Origin of the sequence: Enterovirga sp. CN4-39, from assembly GCF_049446235.1 — a bacterium.
In the GTDB taxonomy this organism is placed as follows: domain Bacteria; phylum Pseudomonadota; class Alphaproteobacteria; order Rhizobiales; family Beijerinckiaceae; genus Enterovirga.
The window spans coordinates 1-18,458 of the sequence record NZ_JBMSEF010000017.1 but is presented as its reverse complement, the minus strand read 5'-3'; the positions used below and the strand labels follow the sequence as shown (position 1 = coordinate 18,458).

The following is an 18,458-nucleotide window of genomic DNA, read 5'->3' as shown; positions in this document are numbered from 1 at the left end:
GGCCGAGAAGATCATTGGAAGGGTGGCGCGTAGAGCAGGCCGCCCTTCGACCAGAGCGCGTTCTGGCCGCGCTCCAGCCCGAGCTTCGTGGCGGGGCCGAGGTTGCGGTCGAAGATCTCGCCGTAATTCCCGACGGAGGCGATGACCCGCGCGCCCCAGGCCTCGTCGAGGCCGAAGGCCTTGCCGATCCCGGCCGAGACGCCGAGCAGCCGCTGGATGGACGGGTTCTTCGACTGCTTCTGCGCCTCGACGTTCTGGCTGGTAAGGCCGAGTTCCTCCGCCTCGATCAGGAGGTTGAGCGTCCAGCGCGCGATCGCGAACCATTGCGGGTCATCGGCGCGCACGACCGGCGAGAGGGGAGATTTCGTGATGCGCTCCGGCAGGATGACGAAATCGTCGATCTTCGGGGCCCGGACGGCGCGGCTCGCCGACAGCGTGGAGGCGTCCGAGAGGTACACGTCGCAACGCCCGGCATAGAAAGCCGACTCGAGCTCAGGCAGGCTCTCGATCACCACCGACTTGAACTTGAGGTTGTTGGCCGAGAAGTAGTCGACGAGGTTCTGCTCGTTCACGGTGCCCGGCTGCACGCAGACGGTGGCCCCGTCGAGTTGGCGTGCGCTCGTCACACCGAGCTTCTTGGGAACCATGAAGGCCTGGCCGTCGTAGAAGATCGTGCCGACGAACGAGAGGTTGAGCGACGCGTCCCGGGTGGACGTCCAGGTCGTGTTGCGCGACAGGACGTCGATCTCGCCGTTCTGCAGCACGGCGAAGCGCTGGGCGGAGCTGACCGGCACGTAGCGGACCTTCCCGGCATCGCCGATCACGGCCGCCGCGAGCGCCTTGCAGTAATCGACATCGAGTCCGGCCCAGCGACCATTTGAATCCGGAAGGGACAGTCCGGCCGAGCCCTGGCTGACCCCGCAGACGACTTCGCCGCGGGCCTTGATCTTGTCCACGGTCGGTCCGGCAGAGGCGCCGGCGGCAGCAAGCATCGCGAAGGCAGCGGAAAAGGCCGCCGCGACCGATCGGGTGGAGATCATCATCTTTCCAGGTGGGAGAGCTTGAGGAGGGAGGTGGGCGTATCGTTTCGTGCCGACCTCTATATCAAATGATAATCACCCGGATAGCCTGAAGGCATGCGCGGCGACGCCGTCTGACGGGCGTCGCGCCACTCAGCCAGTTGCCGCCATGCGGCCGCACGCCACGCGTCGCCAGCCAGCGGCGCCAAGGCATGTGCGCCCGACCGGCCTCCACTCCGTCGCGGGGTGGACAGCTAGCGCGGCTGGAGCGCGAAGACCGCGAAGAGCCGCCGTGGATCCGTGAACATCCTGGCCCTCGGCCAGCCGGCGTGATCTGCCAGTTCCTCGAACCTATCGGTCGTGTACTTGTAGCTGCTCTCGGTGTGGATGCTCTCGCCGGCGGCGAAATGGATCGGGTGCCCGCGAACCTGCGCGGTTTGGGCGCGACGGCTCACGAGATGCATTTCGATCCGGCTCAGCGGGGCGTTGTAGACGGCCCGATGCGAGAAGCCGTCCAGGTCGAAATCGGCGCCGAGCTCGCGATTGATCCTTCGGAGCATGTTGAGGTTGAACTGCGCGGTCACGCCCTGGGCGTCGTCGTAGGCGGCCTCGAGCACCCCGACGTCCTTCACCAGATCGACCCCGACGATGAGCACGGCATCGGGGCCAAGGAGGTCCCGGAAACGGGCGAGGAGCAATCCGGCATCCTCCGGCTCGAAATTCCCGATCGTCGAGCCCGGAAAGAAGCCGACAAGCGGCCTCTCGCCAATTCCTGCCGGCAGCCGGAAGGGCCTTGAGAAATCGGCTTCCACCGGCAGCACACGCAGATCCGGGTAATCCGCCCGAAGCCGCTCCGCTTCCGCGCCGAGGAAGTCGGCCGAGACGTCCACGGGGACGTAGGCCGAAAGCCGCGGAAGGTGCGGCAGCAGGCGGCGAAACTTCGCGGTCGACCCGCTGCCGAATTCCACGAGCGCGGCGCCCGGAGGACAGAGCGAGCCGATCTCGGGGCCGGAGGCGTCCAGGATCCCGAGCTCCGTGCGGGTCGGGTAATATTCCGGCAGCCTCGTGATCTCCTCGAAGAGGCGCGAGCCCTCGAGGTCGTAGAAGTACTTGGCCGGCAGCGTCTTGGGCTGCCGCCCGAGGCCGTACAGCACGTCGGCCAAGAACGCCGGGTTCGCGCCAGCGCTGCTCCGTGAGGGAGGTTTGAGCCTGGACCCCGCTGTCACCCTCGCCCTGCCGCTATGCGCCATCATCCGCGAGCCGCAGGCCCGTGAACTGCCAACGCTGGCCCGGCTGGAAGAAGTTCCGGTACGTGATGCGACTATGACCGGCGGGCGTCGCCAGGGAGGAGCCCCGCAGCACCATCTGGTTCGACATGAACTTGCCGTTGTACTCGCCGAGGGCTCCCTCGACCGGCCTGTACCCCGGATAGGCGACATAGGGGCTTCGCGTCCATTGCCAGACGATCCCGAAGGCATCCTCCAGCTCGCCTTCCCGCGCAGCGGCTTCCCATTCGAACTCGCTCGGCAGGACCTTGCCGGACCAGCGCGCGAAGGCATCGGCCTCGTAGAAGCTCACGTGGCTCACCGGCGCGTCGGGATCGATCGGGCGCAGGCCGCCCAGCGTCATCTGGCGCCAGGCGCCACCCTCGTTCTGCCAATACCCGGGCGCCTGCCACGACTGCGCCTGGGCGGTTGCCCACCCGTCCGAAAGCCACAGCTCCGGCCGCCCATAGGCGTCGTCCTCCATGAAGGCGAGCCAATCGCGATTCGTCACGAGCCGGCGCGACAGCTTCACGTCATGGATGAGAACCTCGTGCGCCGGCCCCTCGTTGTCGAAGAAGAAGCCTTCGCCCTCGTGCCCGATCGGATAGATGCCGCGGGGCAACGCGACCTCGCCGCCCTTCGCCGAGGGGCGCGGCGGCACCCAGTCGGGATCATAGGCCGGGAGCAGCGGGTTCTGCGCAAAGGCGTGCAGGATGTCCGCCAGGATCAATTCCTGGTGCTGCTGCTCGTGGTTGAGTCCGATCTCGAGGATTTCCTCGACTTCCGGGTCAGCAGCCGCGCCGGCGAGGAGCTTTTCCAGCCCCGCGTCGACGTGTGCCCGGTAGCGCCGGACGTCCTCGGTGCTCGGCCTCGTGATGAGGCCGCGCTGGAAGCGGGCGTGCCGCGGGCCAGCCGCGACATAGTAGGAGTTGAACAGGAAGGCGAAGCGTTCGTCGAAGGGCCGATAGCCGGGCAACCTGGGGCGCAGCAGGAACTGTTCGAAGAACCAGCTCGTATGGGCGCGGTGCCACTTGGTCGGGCTCGCATCCGGCATCGACTGGACGGTCTGGTCCTCCGCCGAGAGCCTGGCGGCAAGATGCTCGGTCGCGGCCCGCACGTCTCGGCAGCGAGCCGCGACATTCTCCCGGGCGGCCCCGACCGTCGCCGGTCGTACAATCTCCATGAGCATGGCCTGGTCCCCGCACGCGGACGCTCGAGAGGGCGTCGAAAGGATGCGCGAGGATGAGCACCAATGCGGCCGTAGGATGGCCTGCGTTCTGCGCCTGATGCAGGGCTCTGCATCGGCCGACCCAACCAATCAGGGACGCGCACCGATAGGAGCGCGTCCCGTGGAATAGGGAAGATTCCCGACAGCCGCCGTTCAGGCCGGGCTGTAGCGGCGGGATAGCTCGCTACGGGAATCGTAGCTCGCCTCGAAGATCGAGGCCGCCATCGTGGCGCGAACCTTCAGGATGCCGTCCCCGATGTTCTTGAAGCCGTGGCGCGCGCCGGCCGGGACGATGACCGACTGGTCGGGCGTCACGACATGGGCCGTGTCGCCGAGGTAGATCTCGGCGATCCCCTCCATCACTTCGAGCACCTCCTCCACTGCGTGGATGTGCATCGGGGCGCCGTGCCCCGGGTCGCAGAACTGCTCGAAGATCAGGAGCTGGTGCGAGTTGGTGAGAGCCGACACGCGCATGCGCGTGTTGACCCCATCCCGCCACACCTCGATGTCCTGCCTCGCGTGGTCCAGCACGCTCATGTGTCGATGCTCCTGTACAATCGGGCCAAGGCGGTGACCGGGCTTACTGCCCGACCGCGGCCTTGATCTTCTCGAGCCACGGCTTCGCCATCGGGAATTCCTTCAGCAGTGCCCCGTGCACGGCGGGGGCGGTCACGCGGAAGCTCTCGAGGTCGGGCTCGATGATCTCGATCTTGCTCTTCTTCATCGTCTCGAGGCTCGAGGCGTAGTCCTTCTTATAGTGCGCATTCGCGAACGCGACGGCCTCCGCGGCGGCTTCCTGCATGATCTTCTTGTGCTCGGGCGAGAGCGCGTCGAACTTCGACTTCGACATGATGATCAGGGCCGGCATGTACATGATCTTGGCCATCACGTAGGTCTTGGAGACCTCGACGAAGCGGTCCTGCAGGAAGACGTCCGGGGAGTTCTCGGCGGCATCCACGGCCCCGTTCTGGAGCGCCATGTAGAGCTCCGTATAGGCCATCGGGGTCGGCTGGGCGCCGAGCGCCTCGTAGGCCTTCACGTAGCCCGGGCCCTGGATGACGCGGATCTTCAGGCCCTTCATGTCGGCGGCCGACTTGATGACCTTGCCGTTGGTGAAGATGTTGCGCTCGAGCGCCGAGATGAAGCCAAGACCGACGAGGTTGTACTTCGGCAAGAGGTCGAGCATCTCGCGGCCGACCGGCCCCTGCAGCACGCCATTCGCCTGGTCGACGCTGTTGAAGAGGTAAGGGAACGAGAAGACGGTGTATTCCTTGACCGTGTTCTCGACCGGCGCCTCGCCCGTGACCACGATGTCCTGCGTGCCCGTGCGGGCGGACTGGATCTGCTTCACCTCGCCGCCGAGCTGCGCCGCCGGAAAGACGTTGATCTTGATCTGGCCGTTCGACTTCGCGGCCGCGACTTCGGCGAGCTTGGCCGCTGCCGCGTGGTAGTGGCTCGTCGTCGTCAGGACGTGGCCGATATTGAGCTCGACCGTCTGGGCAGACGCGGCGTGGGCCGCGCAGAGCAATGCTGCTCCCGCGAGGGTCGAACTTAGGGACCACCTCATCTCAAGCTCCTTATGGGCGGGACCATTCCCGCGGGGATCGATGCCGGACTTGCGTGCGGCGGCTGGTGAACGGGCGCGCGCCTACCAGAGCAGGGCGAGCGAGATCGCCGGGACGTAGCTGATGATCAGGACGTCGATCGTCAGGACGGCGAGGAAGACCAGGACCGGCTTCATCATGGCGTCCATGGGGACACCGGAGACCTGGCTCGCGATGTTGAGGTTCACGGCGACCGGTGGCGTGATCATCCCGGTCGCCACGTTGACGATGAAGATGATGCCGAAATGGACCGGATCGATCCCGTAGGCGATCGCAATTGGGCCGAGGATCGGCGCCAGGATGAGGATCGTCGCCAAGGCTTCCATGAAGGTGCCGACGACGAAGAGGAGGATGTTCACGAGGATCAGGAAGCCGATCGGCCCGCTTGCGACCTTGCCGATCAGTTCCGCGAAATATTGCGGGATCTGGTTGATCGTCATCGCGTAGCCGAACAGAGCCGCGAAGGCGACGATCAGCATCACCATGCCGGTCATCACGGCCGAATCGTTCAGGATCCGGACCATGTCGGCGAAGGAGATCTCCTTGTAGACGAACCGGCCGACCACAAAGCCGTAGATGACCGCCACGACGGAGGCTTCGGTCGCCGTGAAGGCGCCGGAATAGATCCCGCCGAGGATGATGACGGGCATCATCAGGGCGATGATCGCCTCGCGGCTGACCGCGACGACATTCCGGGCCCATTCGCCGAGAGGCACCCGCTGCGTCTGGTCGAAGTTCTGCACCTTCGCCATCACGCAGACGGTCGCGATGAGGCTGACCCCGATCAGGATCCCCGGCACGATGCCGGCGATGAACAGGCCACCGATCGAGACATTGGCAACGAGGCCGTAGATCACCATCGGCAGGGAGGGTGGGATGATGGCCCCGAGTTCCCCGCCGACCGCGACGGTCGCGGCCGCGAAGTTCTTCGGATAGCCCTTCCGCGCCATGGCCGGGACCATCGTCGAGCCGACCGCCGCGGTGGTCGCCGAGGACGAGCCCGAGATGGTCGAGAAGAACATGCAGGTCAGGATCGCGGCGCTGCCGACGCCTCCGCGCATCCAGCCGAGCAAAGCGGTTGCGAGCCGGATCAGGCGGTCGGAGATGCCGCCCACCTTCATGATGTTGCCGGCGAGCACGTAGAACGGCACCGCGAGCAGCGCGAAGGAATCCAGCGCCTCGAACACGTTTTGGGGAACGCTGATCAGGTCGATCCCCTTGGCCCGCAGGGCGATCACCGACGAGATCCCCATGACGGCGAAGATCGGCACCGAGATCGCGAGGAGGATGGTCATCCATCCGAACAGGATCGCCACGATCTTACTCCGGAATCAGACCAGCGAGGCTTCGGGGTTGTCTTCAGGCGCCACCACCAGGGGCGTCCTGGACGTGATCCGGTGCTCGACGATGAAGGCGAGGATGTTCAGGATGGCGACGACCGATCCTGCCGGCAGCGCAAAGTAGACCCAGGCCATCGGCATGTTCATGACCGTGGAGGTCTCGGTCTCGCCGAACTCGACCCATCGCCAGCCGAGCCAGATCATCAGGCCGAAGAAGGCGATCGTGATCACGAGCGCGGCCAGGCGGAGGAGATCGCCCCAGCGCTCGGGAAGCGCATCGGGCAGGGAATCCACCGCGATCAGGGCGCCGGAACGTGCCGCGACCGCAGCCCCCAGGAAGATGCACCAGATCATGAGGTAGCGGGCGAGCTCCTCCGACCAGGGCACCGAGACCATCACGCCGAGAGGCGGCAGGGCGAAGCGGACCGCGATCTGAAGGCCGACGATCAGCACCATGACACCGAGGGTCGCGCCGGCGAGGTGGCGCAGCCCGACATTCATCCAGCCGATCGCGCGCAGGAAGCCCGTCAGGAAGGAAGGCCCCCTCATGCCACGTCCGCCACTTGCCGTTCGCGCCCGATCGATCGCGTGAGGTTCTGCGCGACGCGTCCGATGTGGTCCCGAAGAAGCCCAACGCCCCCGTTCACGTCGCGCAGCCGCGCGAAAGCGACGAGTTGCCGGTGATCCAGGAGCTCGTTCTCGACATCGGCCGCCACGGCCAGCTGGAGGTTGATGTAGCGGTTCGCGTTGTCGTGGACCGTCTTCAGGACCTTGAGGGCGATCCGCCGCTCGCACGCCTCATACAGGGCGTGGTGGAAGCGCCAGTTCAGTTCCCCCCAGGAATCGACCGTCTCCGTCGCGCTGGCTTCGGCGATGAGGTCCTCCGCCGCCCGGAAATGGCTTTCCGACATCAGCGGCATGGCGAGGCCGAACAGCCACGGCTCGAGCTGGAGACGGATCTCGAACAGCTCCTCGATCTCGGCCAAGGAGAGCGACGAGACGACCGTGCCCTTGTGCACCTCGGACTTGACGAGCCCCTCCGCCTCGAGCTGCCGGATCGCCTCCCGCAGGGGCACGCGGGAAACGCCAAGCTCGGCCGCGAGCTTCTCCTGCCGGAGAGGCGTGGCCTCGGGGAGCTCGCCGGACACGATCCGCCGGCGAAGCTCGCCGACGATCTGGTCCGTGAGTGATTGTCGACCGATGGGCATGATTGAATACGATATTCAACAGTGCCGTTCTGCCGCAAGCGCAATCTGCGCGCACCCGTTGCTCAGATGTGCAGCAGAGAGGGGCTTGAAGCAGCCGCAGGGCCGGGAGTACGGATATTGTATTCAGTTTGGAGCTGCCATGCGTCTGGAAGGGAAGGTCGCCATAATCACCGGTGCTGGCGCCGGGATGGGCGAAGCCGCGGCGAGGATCTTCGTCCGGGAAGGCGCGAGGGTGCTCGTGGCGGATCGCGACGGAGCGCTGGCGGGGAGCGTGGCGTCCTCGCTCGGCGTCGCCGCTGTTCCGTTCGTGGGTGACGTGTCCAAGACGTCCGACGTGAAGGCGATGGCGGAACTGGCCGTCTCCCGCTTCGGCCGGATCGACATCCTGGTGAACAATGCCGGCTACGGCATCCGGGGCTCGGTCGTCTCCACCGAGGAGGAGGACTGGGACGCCTTGATGGCCGTGAACCTCAAGGGCGTCTACCTCTGCTCGAAATACGTCGTTCCCGTCATGGTCGCCCAGGGCGGCGGTGCGATCGTGAACACGGCGTCCAACGTCGCGGCGGTCGGGATCGCTGATCGCGCCGCCTATGTGGCGTCGAAGGGCGGCGTCGCGGCGCTCACGCGGGCGATGGCGCTCGATCACGCGGCAGACAACATTCGCGTCAACTGCGTTGCCCCCGGCGTGACGCGATCCACCTATTTCGACCGCATGATCGCCTCCCACAACGATCCCGAGGGGTTCGTGGCGGCTCTTGGCGCGCGCTCGCCGATGAACCGCATGGCCGAGCCTGCCGAGATCGCCAACGTGATGCTCTGGCTTGCTTCCGACGAGGCCTCCTTCGTGACCGGTGCGATGTACACGGTCGATGGCGGCATGACGGCCTGGTAGCCCGATCGGAGAGACGCTGATGCCTCACCTCGACACGCCCGATGGAGCCCGGCTCGTCGCAACCACGGAGGGCGCCGGTCCTGACATCCTCCTGGTCTCGGGGCTGGGCGGAACGGCCGGCTTCTGGTCACCGGTCGTACCCGGGCTTTCCGCCAACTTTCGCGTGACGCGCTTTGACCAGCGCGGCATCGGGGCGAGCAGCCGCGGCTCGGCGGCCTGCAGCATCGACCAGCTCGCCCTCGACTGCCTCCAGGTCATGGACGCGATGGGGATCGAGAAGGCCGTGTTCGTCGGCCACTCGACGGGCGGGGCGATCGGCCAGGCGCTCGCGCGCATCGCGCCGGACCGCCTGCGCGGGCTGGCCCTCAGCGCAACCTGGCTGAAGCCCTCCCACTACATGGAGGCGCTTTTCGGCGCCCGCCGCCGCATCCTCGACCTCGACCCCGCGATCTATGCCGCGACGGGGGCGGTGCTGGGCTATGCGCCGGCATGGCTCGAGGCCCATTGGGGCACCTACGAGGCAGCCCTGGCCAAGCCGCCCGTTTCCGAGGATGCCCGTCGTGTCGTGCGCGAGCGCATTGATGCCCTGGTCTCCTTCGACGGCTCCGCCTGGATCTCGTCCATCCCCTGCCCGACGCTCGTCCTGGGGGCGCGCGACGATGTCATCGTGCCGGCATTCCTGCAGGAAGAGCTCGCGGCGGCTCTGCCCGGCGACCCGCAGGTGGTCATGTATCCGGACGGGGGCCACTTCTTTCCCGTGACCCGTACGGAGCAGTTCCTGCTCGACCTCGTGGCCTTCGCGCAGAGGGCATCCTGATGCGCAGCGTGGCCATCATCGGGTACGGCGCCATCGGCCGCGAGCTTGCCGCAGCGCTGGCCGCGCGAGGCGGTTATGAGCTTGCCGTGGTGCTGAGGCCGGGCTCGCCGAGCGCGGGCCGGGTCGAGCCCGGCTGTGCGGCTATTCATGATCGCGCCGCCCTGGCGTCGTTTAGGCCCGAAATCGTCGTCGAGGCGGCCGGCGCGGAGGCGGTGCGCGAATGGGGACCAGCGGCCCTCGCGCTCGGCGTTCCGCTGCTGCTGTCTTCCGTCGGCGCATTGCACGACGACAGCTTGCGGGCAGCGCTTCTGGCGGCCGCGGAGGCGGCAGGGACGCGCCTTTACCTGCCGTCCGGCGCGCTCGCGGGGCTCGACTACGTGCGGGCCGCGCGCGGTGCCGGCGAGCTGCGCGTCCGCTACGAGTCGCGAAAGCCGCCTGCCGCCTGGGCCGACGAGTTGCGGCGGCTCGGCCATCCGGACCAGCCGCCCGAGACGATCACGCTGCTGAACGGCAACGCACGGGAGGCCGCGGCGCGCTATCCCGCCAATCTGAATGTGGCGGCGACGCTGGCCCTGGCCGGGACCGGCTTCGAGGCGACGGAGGTATCCGTCGTGGTCGATCCCCAGGCCCGCGGGAACACGCACGGGATCAGCGTCACCAGCGAGCTCGGAACGCTCGACCTCGCGGTCGCCAACCGCCCCTCGCCCGACAACCCCAAGACGTCCTGGATCGTCAGCCGCTCCCTGCTCTCCGCAATCGAGCAGCACTTCTCGACGGTCCAGTTCCTGTAACCGACACGGCATCCTCAGACACGCGAGACGCACATGAAGCTCAAGGACAAGGTCGCCATCATCACGGGCGCGGGGTCCGGGATCGGCCATGAGGCAGCGAGGCTTTTCGCCGGCGAAGGCGCGATCGTGGTGGTCGCGGATCGCAATCGCGAGGCAGCCGAGCGCGTAAGGGACGAGCTCGCCGCGACCGGCGCCCGCGCCGAGGCGGTGGCGGTCGATGTCGCCAGAGAGGCCGAGGTCGAGACCCTCATCAAGTCCGTTGCCGAGCGGCACGGGCGGCTCGACGTCCTGGTCAACAACGCGGGTTACGGCTTTGCCGGGACCGTCGTGAACACGACCGAGGCGGACTGGGACGCGCTCTTCGCCGTGAACGTGAAGGGCGTCTTCTTCGGCTGCAAATACGCGATCCCCGTCATGGAGAAGCAGGGCGGGGGCGTGATCGTGAACACGGCGTCCGCCGTCGCGAATGTCGGCATCCTCGATCGGGCGGCCTATGTCGCCTCGAAGGGTGCTGTCGTGGCGCTGACGCGCGCCATGGCGATCGACCATGTCGGCGCGAAGATCCGAGTGAATGCCGTCGCCCCGGGCACGATCGAGTCGCCCTACTTCGCCCAGATCCTCGCCGGGCCGGATGGCGCGGAGCTGCGCCGCGGCCTCGAGATGCGGCAGGCCATGGAGCGGCTCGGCCAGCCGATCGAGATCGCGAAGGCGATCCTGTACCTCGCCACCGACGATTCGTCGTTCTGCACCGGAACGGTGCTCGTCGCCGATGGCGGCTGGACGGCGCGCTAGGAAGCGCGCCGCCGGCAACCTCAGGCGGCGAGGCGCAGCCCGCCGCCCTCGCGCGTCACGCCAGCCGCCTGAAGGGCCGCGCCGATACGCGCGATCTCGGCCTCCGGGAGCTTCAGCAAGGGCGGCCGCACGACAGCCTTGTCCAGCCGCCCGAGCAGGAGGAGTGCCTCCTTCATGCGGTTGTGCATGTCGAGAAAGGGCGGCGCGTAGAAGGCCTGGGCCAGCGGGTAGATGCGGTCGTTGATTGCCTGAGCCTGGGTTAGGTCGCCGGCCTTCACGGCCCGGAAAAGCGCAACCTGCAGGTCCGCGATCACGCTGCCGGCGCCCGACAGCAGCCCGTCCGCCCCCATGGTCAGGGAGGCCATCAGCCAGGACGAATGCGTCGTCAGCACCGTCACGGGCTTCGGCAGGTTCTGGAAGGTGCGGATGTGCTTCTCGTGCAGCATCGCGTCGTTCGACCAGTCCTTGATGGCCCGGATGGTCGGGACGGCCTCGAAGAGCTTCAGCAGCGTGTCGAACGTGTAACCGAGCCCGCCCGCCATCGGGTACTGGAAGCAGATGATCGGCAGGTCTGTGGCGTCCGCGATCCGGCGGAAATGCTCGATCGCCATCTCGGGCCGCAGCTGCCCGCCCATGGACATGCTGTTCGGCGGAAAGACCAGGAGGCAGGAGGCGCCTTCGCGGGCCGCCATGGCGGCGATGCGAGCCGCCTCCAGGCTGCCATCCGCGTAGATGCCGTTGATCAGCGGCACCCGGTCGCCAACCTCCGCGAGGGAGGCCGCCAGGATGCGCTGCTGCTCGTCGAACGAGCAGGCATGGACCTCGGAGGCATGGCCGTTCACGGTCACGGCCGAGACCCCCTCGACCAGCGCGCAATCGCGGAGGTGCTTGCGCGTCGACGCCTCGTCGATGCTCATGTCGTCGTTCAGCGCGAGCAGGGTCGCCGGAATGACGCCCTTCGGCTGGAAATCCTTGAACCTCGGCACTCTCTTTTCCTTCTTCGGGTCAGTCGTTCCAGATCCCACCGGTCACGTTCAAGGTCTCACCGGTGATGTACGCCGCCTGGTCGGAGGCGAGGAAGGCCACGGCCTTCGCGATATCGTCGGGAATGGCGGCGCGCCGCAAAGGAATGGCCTTGGCGCGCTCCTCCGCGAGCGGCAGCCCCTCGCGCCGCCGCTTCTCCTCGGATTCGTCCCGCATTTTCGTCTGAACCACGAGCCCCGGCGCGACCGCGTTCACCCGCACGCCGTGCTCGCCAAGCTCGAGCGCGAGGCTCTGCGTCAGGGCGACGACGGCGAATTTCGAGGCGCAATAGGCGCCATAGGCCTCCACTCCGGATTTGCCCATCCATGAGGCGAGATTGACGACGACGCCGGACCGCCGCTCCACCATCCCGGGCACGACGGCGCGGGTCGCATAGAAGAGCCCATCGACATTGGTGCCGAAGGTCGCGCGCCAGTCGCTCTCCGGCATCTCGAGGAGCCTGCCGATCCGGCAAATACCAGCGTTGTTGACCAGGATGTCGGCCCCGCCGCCGAGCCCGGCGAGCAGCTTGCCCATTCCCGCCTCGACCTCCGCCTTGGACGAGACGTCACCTGCCGCAACCACGATCCGCCGGCCGGAGGTCGACAGTTCGGCTGCGACGCGCTCGGCAGCGGCCAGATCGAGATCGAACAGCCCGACATCGCAGCCCTCGGCGACGAGACGCGACGCGATCCCCCTGCCGATGCCGTAGGCGGCGCCGGTTACGATCGCTCGACGCCCTTCCAGACCGTACATGCCCCCTCCCCGTCCCGTCAGCACCTCACGACCCGCGGCGCACGCTCACTGAAGCGGTGAATAGGATACCGGGTTCAGGATTCGGGTGGTCTGAATGTCGATCAGGTCCGTCACCCGGTCGAGATAGGTTTGCCACTCGGGATCGGCGAGCATGGTCTTCCGGCGTGTCTCGCGGTCGCCGAGGCTCTCGTAGCCCCAGAGCGCGACGACATGGTTCAACTCGCCGATCTCGGTCGTGAAATAGGCGACGAAGGTCCCAAGATGCTTCTTCTGCAGCGGCAGGCCGTACTCGCCGTAGATCTTGACGAACTGGGCGAGCTTGCCCGCCTTGATGCGATAATCGCGTTCCTCGTAGACCATCTCGCTCCCTCCCCACTCCTGCCCAGCCGGCTCAGGCCGGCCGGGGCTCAAGCTCAATTCCGGGCCGTCGCCCTGAGCACCTTGATGATGCCCGGCGCCCCATCACCGTTACGTTCTAGCATTCGTTGAACTGGTTACGCCCCGACCGCAACGGCGGCATCCATCGACGGAGCCGAAACTTTCGCATACAGTGTGTATGCAATGCGAGTGCGACGAGGGTTTTTGCTTGGCTGCTAGCGGTCACGTCATGACGGTGCTCGGCCCGGTCGAGCCAGCGGCACTCGGATCGACACTGATGCACGAGCATCTCCTCTGCGACCTGCGCCCGCTCGCCGAGCGCCAGAGCGCGGAACCCGACACCGAGATTACGCTCGCGAACGCATTCGCCGCCACCTATCGGCCGGGCGGGATCCGCGGAAACTACCGCCTCCAGGATGTCAGCCGGGCGACTGAGGAGGCCAGGGACTTTGCGGCAGCCGGTGGCGGGACGGTCGTGGACGTGACGACCGGCGGCATCGTGCCCGATCCGGCAGGGCTCGCCACGATCTCGCGCGGGAGCGGCGTCCACGTGGTGCTGGGCGCAGGCTTCTACACGGCGGAGTTCCAGGACGAGGAGACGCTCGGCCTGCCTGTCGAGGCGTTGGAGGAGATCATCCTCCGCCAGCTTGCCGAGGGCGCCTGGGGGACGGAGATCCGCTGCGGCCTGATCGGCGAGATCGGTTGCTCCTGGCCCCTCGAGCCCTTCGAGCGCCGCTGCCTCGAGGCGGCCGCGCGGGCGCAGGCCAGGACCGGCGCCGCGCTGACGATCCATCCGGGCCGCCATCCTGCCGCGCCGTTCGAGATCCTGCGCATCGTGGGCGAGGCCGGGGGCGACATCTCGCGCACGATCATCGACCATATGGACCGCACGTTCTTCGACGACGGAGAGGTCGTCTCGCTTGCGCGCTGCGGCTGCGTGGTGGAATTCGACTTCTTCGGGATCGAGACCTCGAAGTACTGGGCCGGCGTGGCGGATCTTCCGACTGACTGGATGCGGCTGCGGGCGATCCGCCGGCTGTTCGATGCCGGGCTGGGCGATCGGGTCGCGATCTCCCATGACATCTGTACCCGTGCGCGGCTGAAATCGCAGGGCGGGCACGGCTATGGTCATTTGCTGGAGAACGTCGTTCCGCTCATGCGCGAGCGCGGCTTCGGACAGGGCGAGATCGAAACCCTGCTCGTCGACACGCCTCGTCGTCTTTTGACCCTACCAGGCGCGGGCGCAGACACCTGATCCGGGGAGCGCGAGCCATGGATTCGGCCAGGAAAGGCGATGCCGTGGAGGAGACGGACGAGCGCGCCGTGCAGGAGCCCGGCCTCGCCGCGAAGCCGGGCTACAATCTCTCGAACCTTGCCTACAACAGCATCTCGGAGCTGATCAGGACGCGTCGCCTGAAGGGCGGGGTTCCGATCGTCGAAGCGAAGCTCGCCGAAGGGCTGGGCCTCTCCCGCACGCCCCTGCGCGAGGCTCTGCAGCGGCTGGAGGGCGAAGGCTTGGTCGTGAAGGCCGCCAACCGGTCCTTCATGGTCCGGTCGGTGGATCTCGCCGAGTACCTCCAGAGCCTCAAGGTGCGCGAGATCCTGGAGGCGGAAGCCGCCGGGATGGCGATCGACCGCGTGCCGCCGGGCAGCATCGCGGCCGCGCGCCGGGAGATCGCCGAACTGATGGCGGCGACCACCTATCACACGGATGCGCACTGGCGCTCGGACGACAGGGTCCACAGGCTGTACGCCGAGGCCTGCGGAAATGCCGTCCTGGCCCAGATGATCGCCTCCCTTCGGGTCACGACCCGTCTCTTCGAGATCGCGCGGCTGTCGGACAGGCTCGAGCCCGACTCGGCGGAGCATCTGGAGATCCTCGCCGCGCTCGAATCGGGGGACGCGCGCCGCGCCAGGCGCGCCGTGCAGGCCCATCTGCGTTCGTTGACCCGTTTCGCGGTCGCCAGCGTCACCTCATAGGCGAGCGCAGCAGAGCGATCCCGGAGATCGCCACGACGATCCCACCGAGCACCGTCGGCAGGCTCGGCACCTCGCCGAAGAGGCCGTATCCGAGCAGGCTCACGGCAATCAGCTGCAGGTACACCATCGGCGACACGATCACCGTGGGCGCGAGGCGGAAGGCGTGCACCAGGCAAAGGTGCCCTGCCGTGCCGAACAGGCCGCCGACCGCCAGGAGGCCGAGATCGGCCGCCCCGATCGGCCCAGCCGTCCACGGCAGAAGAGGCGTCGCCGCGAGGGCCGCCGAGAGCGCGCCGTAGAAGATCAGGGAATACGGGTCCTGGTCGCGTCCGCCCAGGCGCGTCAGCACCTGGAAGCCGGCGTTGAAAGCCGCCATCGCGAGGGGAAGCAGAAGGGCCAGTGACGCCGTCGGCGCAGTGACGTCGAGCGACACCAGCACACCGATGAAGCCGCCACCGATGCAGGCGAGCTGGCGCGGCGTGGCCCGCTCCCGCAGGAGCAGCGCCGCAAGCGCGGTCGCTATGAGCGGTGTCGAGAATGCGATGGCATAGCTCTGGGCCATCGGGAGACGCTGTAGCGCCAGGATGATGAAGACCGTCGAGGCGAGAAGGCATACCCCCCGCCCGACCTGCAACCAGAGCCGGGTCGTACGAAAGACCCGGGCGGGTCCGAGCCAGGGCGCTATCGCCGCGAGGGTACCGGCCTGCACCACATGGCGGCCCCAGGCGAGGAAGATGGGGTCGTGCCGGGCCGAGAGACTCCGGAGAATGGTGTCGAGGCAGCTCGTCAGGGTGACGGACAGCACCATGAGCGCCGCCCCCGCGAGGTAGGCGGGCGGAAGCTGCCGTCCCACCTTAGTGGTGGAGGATCTTGTTGACGAAGTCGCGCGTCCGCGTCTCCCGGGGAGCCGCGAAGATCGAGGCCGGGTCGCCGATCTCGACGACCTTGCCGTCGGCCATGAAGGCGACCTCGCTGGAGGCGCCGCGGATGAAGCTCATCTCGTGCGAGACGATGAGGATCGTCATCCCGTCGGCCGCGAGCGCCCGGATGGTGTCCAGGACCTCGCTGACGAGTTCCGGATCGAGCGAGGCCGTGACCTCGTCAAGGAGCAGCACGTCCGGCTTCAGGGCAAGCGCGCGGGCGATGGCGACGCGCTGCTGCTGGCCGCCCGAGAGTTCGTCCGGATAGGCGTTCAGCTTGTGGCCGAGCCCCACCTTCGCGAGCAGGCGCTCGCCCTCGGCCCGCGCCTCCTCCTTGGAACGCCCCTTCACCTTCACGGGCGCGATCGTCACGTTGTCGATCGCCGACATGTTCTGGAACAGGTTGAACTGCTGGAAGACGATCGCGAACCGGTCCCGGACCGCCTTGAGGTCCTCGCGCCGCCGGTAGTCGATCGGCGTGCCGGCGACCAGGACCTGCCCGGAACTCGGCGGCAGCAGGCCGACCAGGGACCGCAGAAGCGTGGACTTCCCGGAGCCCGAGGGGCCTATGAGGCCCAGCATGGCGCCACGCTCCACCGACAGCGAGACGTCGTTGAGGACCGGCACGGCGCCGTAGGAGGCCGACAGGTTCCGGATTTCGAGAAAGGCCATCGCGATCGGATTGTGTTCTGGTCAGGAGCAGCCTGGCTGCTGCGATGCGCGAGGTGGCGTGGGCACCACCTCGCGCGGTCGAGGAAGCGGCGTCAGAAGTAGGGCGTGAAGCCGGTCGGGTTGATCATCTTCATGCCGAACCACTTCTCCCACAGCGCGTCCGTACGGCCGCGGCGGTGCATTTCGAAGATGGCGACGTTGAGCCAGTCCTTGAGGCCGGTCGCGTTCTTGGCCAGGCCCATCGAGCAGTAATAGACGTCGACCGGCGTATCGACGATGCGCCACTTGACGTTCTTGTGCAGGTTCATCTGCTCGCCCACGAAGTCGATCACGTCGACCATCGCGTCGCCGCGGCCCTGGGCCAGCGCCCGCACCGCGTCGGGATAGTTGTCGAGCAGTGTGACCTTGGCCTGCTTCAGGTTGTCCTCGATGAACTTCACCGGGGTGGTGCCGCGGACCTGGATCAGGGTCACGCCCGGATTGTTGAGCTCCTTCCAGTCCTTGTAGGGCTTGCCCTCGGTCGTCAGCACGCCGAACACTTCCGTGTGCACCGGGACCGTGAAGTCGATCACCTTCGCACGTTCCGGATTGCGGGTCATCGCGCCCATCACGACGTCGATCTTGCCGGAAGCGACGAAGGGAATGCGGTCCGGGGAGCCGGTCTGGACAATCTCGACCTTCACGCCGAGCATCTTGCCGACCTCGTTGGCGAAATCGACGTCGAAGCCGGTGATCTCGTTCTTGTCGTCGAACTTCCCGAGCGGCGGAAGCGTCGGGTTCACGCCGACCTTCAGCGTGCCCGATTTCAGGATCTCGTCCAGGGAACGGGCGGCTGCCCCGACAGGTCCAAACGCCGTCACGGCCGCCAGGCCGAGACTGAGCGCGAGGGCTAACCGACGAACCATAACGCGATCTCCGTGCAAGTAGTCGACGTGTAGCACGGGGCGAAACGGTTGCCCCGCGGTCCACAGACGGTATACAATCCTGGCACCGTGTAAAGACACATCCGCGCGCCAGATGCCTCCCTTAGCCGAAACCGGCACCGTGACGCTCACCCTCGACGGAGAGCCGCTGAGCGGCGTTGTCGGATCCACCGTGGCCAGCCTGCTCCTGGCGAACGAGGTGCGCGTTCTCCGGCGCTCGCCGCGCGCGGGCACGCCTCGCGGCGCCTTCTGCCTCATGGGCGTGTGCCAGGAATGCGTGCTGACGATCGACGGGGTGATCCGCCAGGCCTGCCTCGTCACGGCGCAGGACGGCATGGTCGTGTCGCGGCCGAGCCTCGCATGAGCGATCCGACCTCCTTCGACCTCGCGGTGATCGGCGCCGGCCCCGCCGGTTGCGCGGCCGCGGTCGCGGCGGCCAAGGCCGGGGCCCGCGTCGTCCTCTTCGACGAGCAGGAGGAAGCCGGCGGCCAGATCTATCGCGCCCCGCGCACGGCGGGCGGCCGCGCCGGCGTCGAACGGGAAGGCGAGGCGCTGCGGTCCTCCCTGGCCGCTTCCTCCGTGTCGGCCCGCCTCGGCCGGCGCATCTGGTCGGTGACGGAGCGTTTCCGGATCGAGGCGCTCGGCCCGAACGGACCGGAGACGGTGCGGGCGCAGGCGCTCGTGGCCGCGACGGGGGCACATGAGCGGGTCGTTCCGTTTCCTGGATGGACGCTTCCCGGTGTGATCGGCCGCGCGGCCGCGACGGTTCTGCTCAAGACGGAAGGCCGGGTGCCGGGGCGGCGCATCGTGGTCGCCGGCGCGGGGCCGCGGCTCGCGGCCGTCGCCGCCA

At 67.5% G+C, this 18,458-nt stretch carries 22 protein-coding genes; 8 read left to right on the top strand and 14 right to left on the bottom strand.

The features are described from left to right. Window positions 1–11: 11 nt before the first annotated feature. From ACO2SS_RS22335 to ACO2SS_RS22300, 8 genes are all read right to left on the bottom strand, one after another. Complete coding sequence (locus tag ACO2SS_RS22335) at window positions 12–1,043, bottom strand: amino acid ABC transporter substrate-binding protein (RefSeq protein WP_423280035.1); 1,032 nt, start codon at window positions 1,041–1,043, stop codon at window positions 12–14. Window positions 1,044–1,273: 230 nt separating this feature from the next. Beyond that, entirely contained in the window at window positions 1,274–2,269 is a 996-nt protein-coding gene (egtD, locus tag ACO2SS_RS22330; protein WP_423280126.1) for an L-histidine N(alpha)-methyltransferase, read from the bottom strand. Then, window positions 2,259–3,467 (bottom strand): ergothioneine biosynthesis protein EgtB, encoded by a 1,209-nt coding sequence (gene egtB, locus ACO2SS_RS22325; RefSeq protein ID WP_423280125.1) that lies wholly within the window; start codon window positions 3,465–3,467, stop codon window positions 2,259–2,261. Before egtB ends, egtD begins: the two co-directional genes overlap by 11 nt. A 198-nt stretch (window positions 3,468–3,665) precedes the next feature. After that, entirely contained in the window at window positions 3,666–4,049 is a 384-nt protein-coding gene (locus ACO2SS_RS22320; protein WP_423280034.1) for a cupin domain-containing protein, read from the bottom strand. Between the two features lie 43 nt (window positions 4,050–4,092). After that, a complete protein-coding gene (locus ACO2SS_RS22315; protein WP_423280033.1) occupies window positions 4,093–5,079 on the bottom strand; it encodes a TRAP transporter substrate-binding protein in 987 nt (328 codons plus the stop codon). Between the two features lie 81 nt (window positions 5,080–5,160). Then, on the bottom strand, window positions 5,161–6,432 hold the full coding sequence (locus tag ACO2SS_RS22310) for a TRAP transporter large permease (RefSeq protein WP_423280032.1): 1,272 nt from the start codon (window positions 6,430–6,432) through the stop codon (window positions 5,161–5,163). A 15-nt stretch (window positions 6,433–6,447) separates the two neighbouring features. After that, the gene (locus tag ACO2SS_RS22305) at window positions 6,448–7,005 is read right to left on the bottom strand and encodes a TRAP transporter small permease (RefSeq protein ID WP_423280031.1); all 558 of its coding nucleotides are present in this window, start codon (window positions 7,003–7,005) and stop codon (window positions 6,448–6,450) included. After that, window positions 7,002–7,664 (bottom strand): GntR family transcriptional regulator, encoded by a 663-nt coding sequence (locus ACO2SS_RS22300; protein WP_423280030.1) that lies wholly within the window; start codon window positions 7,662–7,664, stop codon window positions 7,002–7,004. Before ACO2SS_RS22300 ends, ACO2SS_RS22305 begins: the two co-directional genes overlap by 4 nt. 139 nt (window positions 7,665–7,803) lie before the next feature. Between ACO2SS_RS22300 and ACO2SS_RS22295 the strand changes: the two genes are divergently transcribed. Genes ACO2SS_RS22295 through ACO2SS_RS22280 form a run of 4 tightly spaced genes read left to right on the top strand, consistent with a single transcriptional unit; the run spans window position 7,804 to window position 10,956 of the window. Continuing rightward, entirely contained in the window at window positions 7,804–8,556 is a 753-nt protein-coding gene (locus tag ACO2SS_RS22295) for an SDR family oxidoreductase (RefSeq protein ID WP_423280029.1), read from the top strand. A 19-nt stretch (window positions 8,557–8,575) separates the two neighbouring features. Continuing rightward, the gene (locus tag ACO2SS_RS22290) at window positions 8,576–9,373 is read left to right on the top strand and encodes an alpha/beta fold hydrolase (protein WP_423280028.1); all 798 of its coding nucleotides are present in this window, start codon (window positions 8,576–8,578) and stop codon (window positions 9,371–9,373) included. Next, the gene (locus tag ACO2SS_RS22285) at window positions 9,373–10,164 is read left to right on the top strand and encodes an aspartate dehydrogenase (RefSeq protein ID WP_423280027.1); all 792 of its coding nucleotides are present in this window, start codon (window positions 9,373–9,375) and stop codon (window positions 10,162–10,164) included. Before ACO2SS_RS22290 ends, ACO2SS_RS22285 begins: the two co-directional genes overlap by 1 nt. Before the next feature lie 33 nt (window positions 10,165–10,197). Then, complete coding sequence (locus tag ACO2SS_RS22280; RefSeq protein WP_423280026.1) at window positions 10,198–10,956, top strand: SDR family oxidoreductase; 759 nt, start codon at window positions 10,198–10,200, stop codon at window positions 10,954–10,956. 20 nt (window positions 10,957–10,976) lie between these two features. Here the strand turns inward: ACO2SS_RS22280 and ACO2SS_RS22275 are convergent, their stop codons facing one another. From ACO2SS_RS22275 to ACO2SS_RS22265, 3 genes are read right to left on the bottom strand one after another with little or no spacing between them, the layout of a single operon-like run. Then, window positions 10,977–11,942 (bottom strand): dihydrodipicolinate synthase family protein, encoded by a 966-nt coding sequence (locus ACO2SS_RS22275; RefSeq protein ID WP_423280025.1) that lies wholly within the window; start codon window positions 11,940–11,942, stop codon window positions 10,977–10,979. Between the two features lie 19 nt (window positions 11,943–11,961). Further along, entirely contained in the window at window positions 11,962–12,735 is a 774-nt protein-coding gene (locus tag ACO2SS_RS22270; protein ID WP_423280024.1) for an SDR family NAD(P)-dependent oxidoreductase, read from the bottom strand. A 45-nt stretch (window positions 12,736–12,780) separates the two neighbouring features. Further along, window positions 12,781–13,095: an NIPSNAP family protein gene (locus ACO2SS_RS22265; protein ID WP_423280023.1), complete on the bottom strand. Its 315-nt coding sequence runs from the start codon at window positions 13,093–13,095 to the stop codon at window positions 12,781–12,783. Window positions 13,096–13,321: 226 nt separating this feature from the next. On the opposite strand from ACO2SS_RS22265, the gene ACO2SS_RS22260 reads away from it, so the two are divergent. After that, complete coding sequence (locus ACO2SS_RS22260) at window positions 13,322–14,368, top strand: phosphotriesterase family protein (protein ID WP_423280022.1); 1,047 nt, start codon at window positions 13,322–13,324, stop codon at window positions 14,366–14,368. A 17-nt stretch (window positions 14,369–14,385) separates the two neighbouring features. After that, window positions 14,386–15,093 carry a GntR family transcriptional regulator gene (locus tag ACO2SS_RS22255; RefSeq protein ID WP_423280021.1) on the top strand — a complete coding sequence of 236 codons (708 nt, stop codon included), beginning with the start codon at window positions 14,386–14,388 and terminating at the stop codon, window positions 15,091–15,093. Here ACO2SS_RS22255 and ACO2SS_RS22250 read toward each other — a convergent pair. The 3 genes from ACO2SS_RS22250 to ACO2SS_RS22240 all read right to left on the bottom strand — a co-directional run bounded on the left by ACO2SS_RS22250 (window position 15,083) and on the right by ACO2SS_RS22240 (window position 17,590). Continuing rightward, window positions 15,083–15,946: a DMT family transporter gene (locus tag ACO2SS_RS22250; RefSeq protein ID WP_423280020.1), complete on the bottom strand. Its 864-nt coding sequence runs from the start codon at window positions 15,944–15,946 to the stop codon at window positions 15,083–15,085. The two genes, ACO2SS_RS22255 and ACO2SS_RS22250, sit on opposite strands and share 11 nt — an antisense overlap. A gap of 1 nt (window position 15,947) precedes the next feature. Next, on the bottom strand, window positions 15,948–16,685 hold the full coding sequence (locus ACO2SS_RS22245) for an amino acid ABC transporter ATP-binding protein (RefSeq protein ID WP_423280019.1): 738 nt from the start codon (window positions 16,683–16,685) through the stop codon (window positions 15,948–15,950). A 92-nt stretch (window positions 16,686–16,777) separates the two neighbouring features. Next, window positions 16,778–17,590: a transporter substrate-binding domain-containing protein gene (locus ACO2SS_RS22240; protein ID WP_423280018.1), complete on the bottom strand. Its 813-nt coding sequence runs from the start codon at window positions 17,588–17,590 to the stop codon at window positions 16,778–16,780. A 112-nt stretch (window positions 17,591–17,702) separates the two neighbouring features. Here ACO2SS_RS22240 and ACO2SS_RS22235 point away from each other — a divergent pair, with 112 nt between their 5' ends. Further along, window positions 17,703–17,972, top strand: coding sequence for a (2Fe-2S)-binding protein (locus tag ACO2SS_RS22235; protein ID WP_423280017.1), 270 nt, complete (start codon window positions 17,703–17,705; stop codon window positions 17,970–17,972). Beyond that, window positions 17,969–18,458, top strand: a 490-nt coding sequence (locus tag ACO2SS_RS22230) for an FAD-dependent oxidoreductase (RefSeq protein WP_423280016.1), incomplete at its 3' end; no start/stop codon positions are given. The genes ACO2SS_RS22235 and ACO2SS_RS22230, both read left to right, overlap by 4 nt.

Excerpts from the sequence above, each read along its gene's own strand:
- egtB (WP_423280125.1), bottom strand. The coding sequence starts at position 3,467 with ATGGAGATTGTACGACCGGCGACGGTCGGGGCCGCCCGGGAGAATGTC.
- ACO2SS_RS22245 (WP_423280019.1), bottom strand. The coding sequence starts at position 16,685 with ATGGCCTTTCTCGAAATCCGGAACCTGTCGGCCTCCTACGGCGCCGTG.
- ACO2SS_RS22270 (WP_423280024.1), bottom strand. The coding sequence starts at position 12,735 with ATGTACGGTCTGGAAGGGCGTCGAGCGATCGTAACCGGCGCCGCCTAC.
- ACO2SS_RS22240 (WP_423280018.1), bottom strand. The coding sequence starts at position 17,590 with ATGGTTCGTCGGTTAGCCCTCGCGCTCAGTCTCGGCCTGGCGGCCGTG.
- ACO2SS_RS22305 (WP_423280031.1), bottom strand. The coding sequence starts at position 7,005 with ATGAGGGGGCCTTCCTTCCTGACGGGCTTCCTGCGCGCGATCGGCTGG.
- ACO2SS_RS22265 (WP_423280023.1), bottom strand. The coding sequence starts at position 13,095 with ATGGTCTACGAGGAACGCGATTATCGCATCAAGGCGGGCAAGCTCGCC.
- ACO2SS_RS22295 (WP_423280029.1), top strand. The coding sequence starts at position 7,804 with ATGCGTCTGGAAGGGAAGGTCGCCATAATCACCGGTGCTGGCGCCGGG.
- egtD (WP_423280126.1), bottom strand. The coding sequence starts at position 2,269 with ATGGCGCATAGCGGCAGGGCGAGGGTGACAGCGGGGTCCAGGCTCAAA.
- ACO2SS_RS22290 (WP_423280028.1), top strand. The coding sequence starts at position 8,576 with ATGCCTCACCTCGACACGCCCGATGGAGCCCGGCTCGTCGCAACCACG.
- ACO2SS_RS22320 (WP_423280034.1), bottom strand. The coding sequence starts at position 4,049 with ATGAGCGTGCTGGACCACGCGAGGCAGGACATCGAGGTGTGGCGGGAT.
- ACO2SS_RS22315 (WP_423280033.1), bottom strand. The coding sequence starts at position 5,079 with ATGAGGTGGTCCCTAAGTTCGACCCTCGCGGGAGCAGCATTGCTCTGC.
- ACO2SS_RS22335 (WP_423280035.1), bottom strand. The coding sequence starts at position 1,043 with ATGATGATCTCCACCCGATCGGTCGCGGCGGCCTTTTCCGCTGCCTTC.
- ACO2SS_RS22280 (WP_423280026.1), top strand. The coding sequence starts at position 10,198 with ATGAAGCTCAAGGACAAGGTCGCCATCATCACGGGCGCGGGGTCCGGG.
- ACO2SS_RS22255 (WP_423280021.1), top strand. The coding sequence starts at position 14,386 with ATGGATTCGGCCAGGAAAGGCGATGCCGTGGAGGAGACGGACGAGCGC.
- ACO2SS_RS22285 (WP_423280027.1), top strand. The coding sequence starts at position 9,373 with ATGCGCAGCGTGGCCATCATCGGGTACGGCGCCATCGGCCGCGAGCTT.
- ACO2SS_RS22300 (WP_423280030.1), bottom strand. The coding sequence starts at position 7,664 with ATGCCCATCGGTCGACAATCACTCACGGACCAGATCGTCGGCGAGCTT.
- ACO2SS_RS22235 (WP_423280017.1), top strand. The coding sequence starts at position 17,703 with ATGCCTCCCTTAGCCGAAACCGGCACCGTGACGCTCACCCTCGACGGA.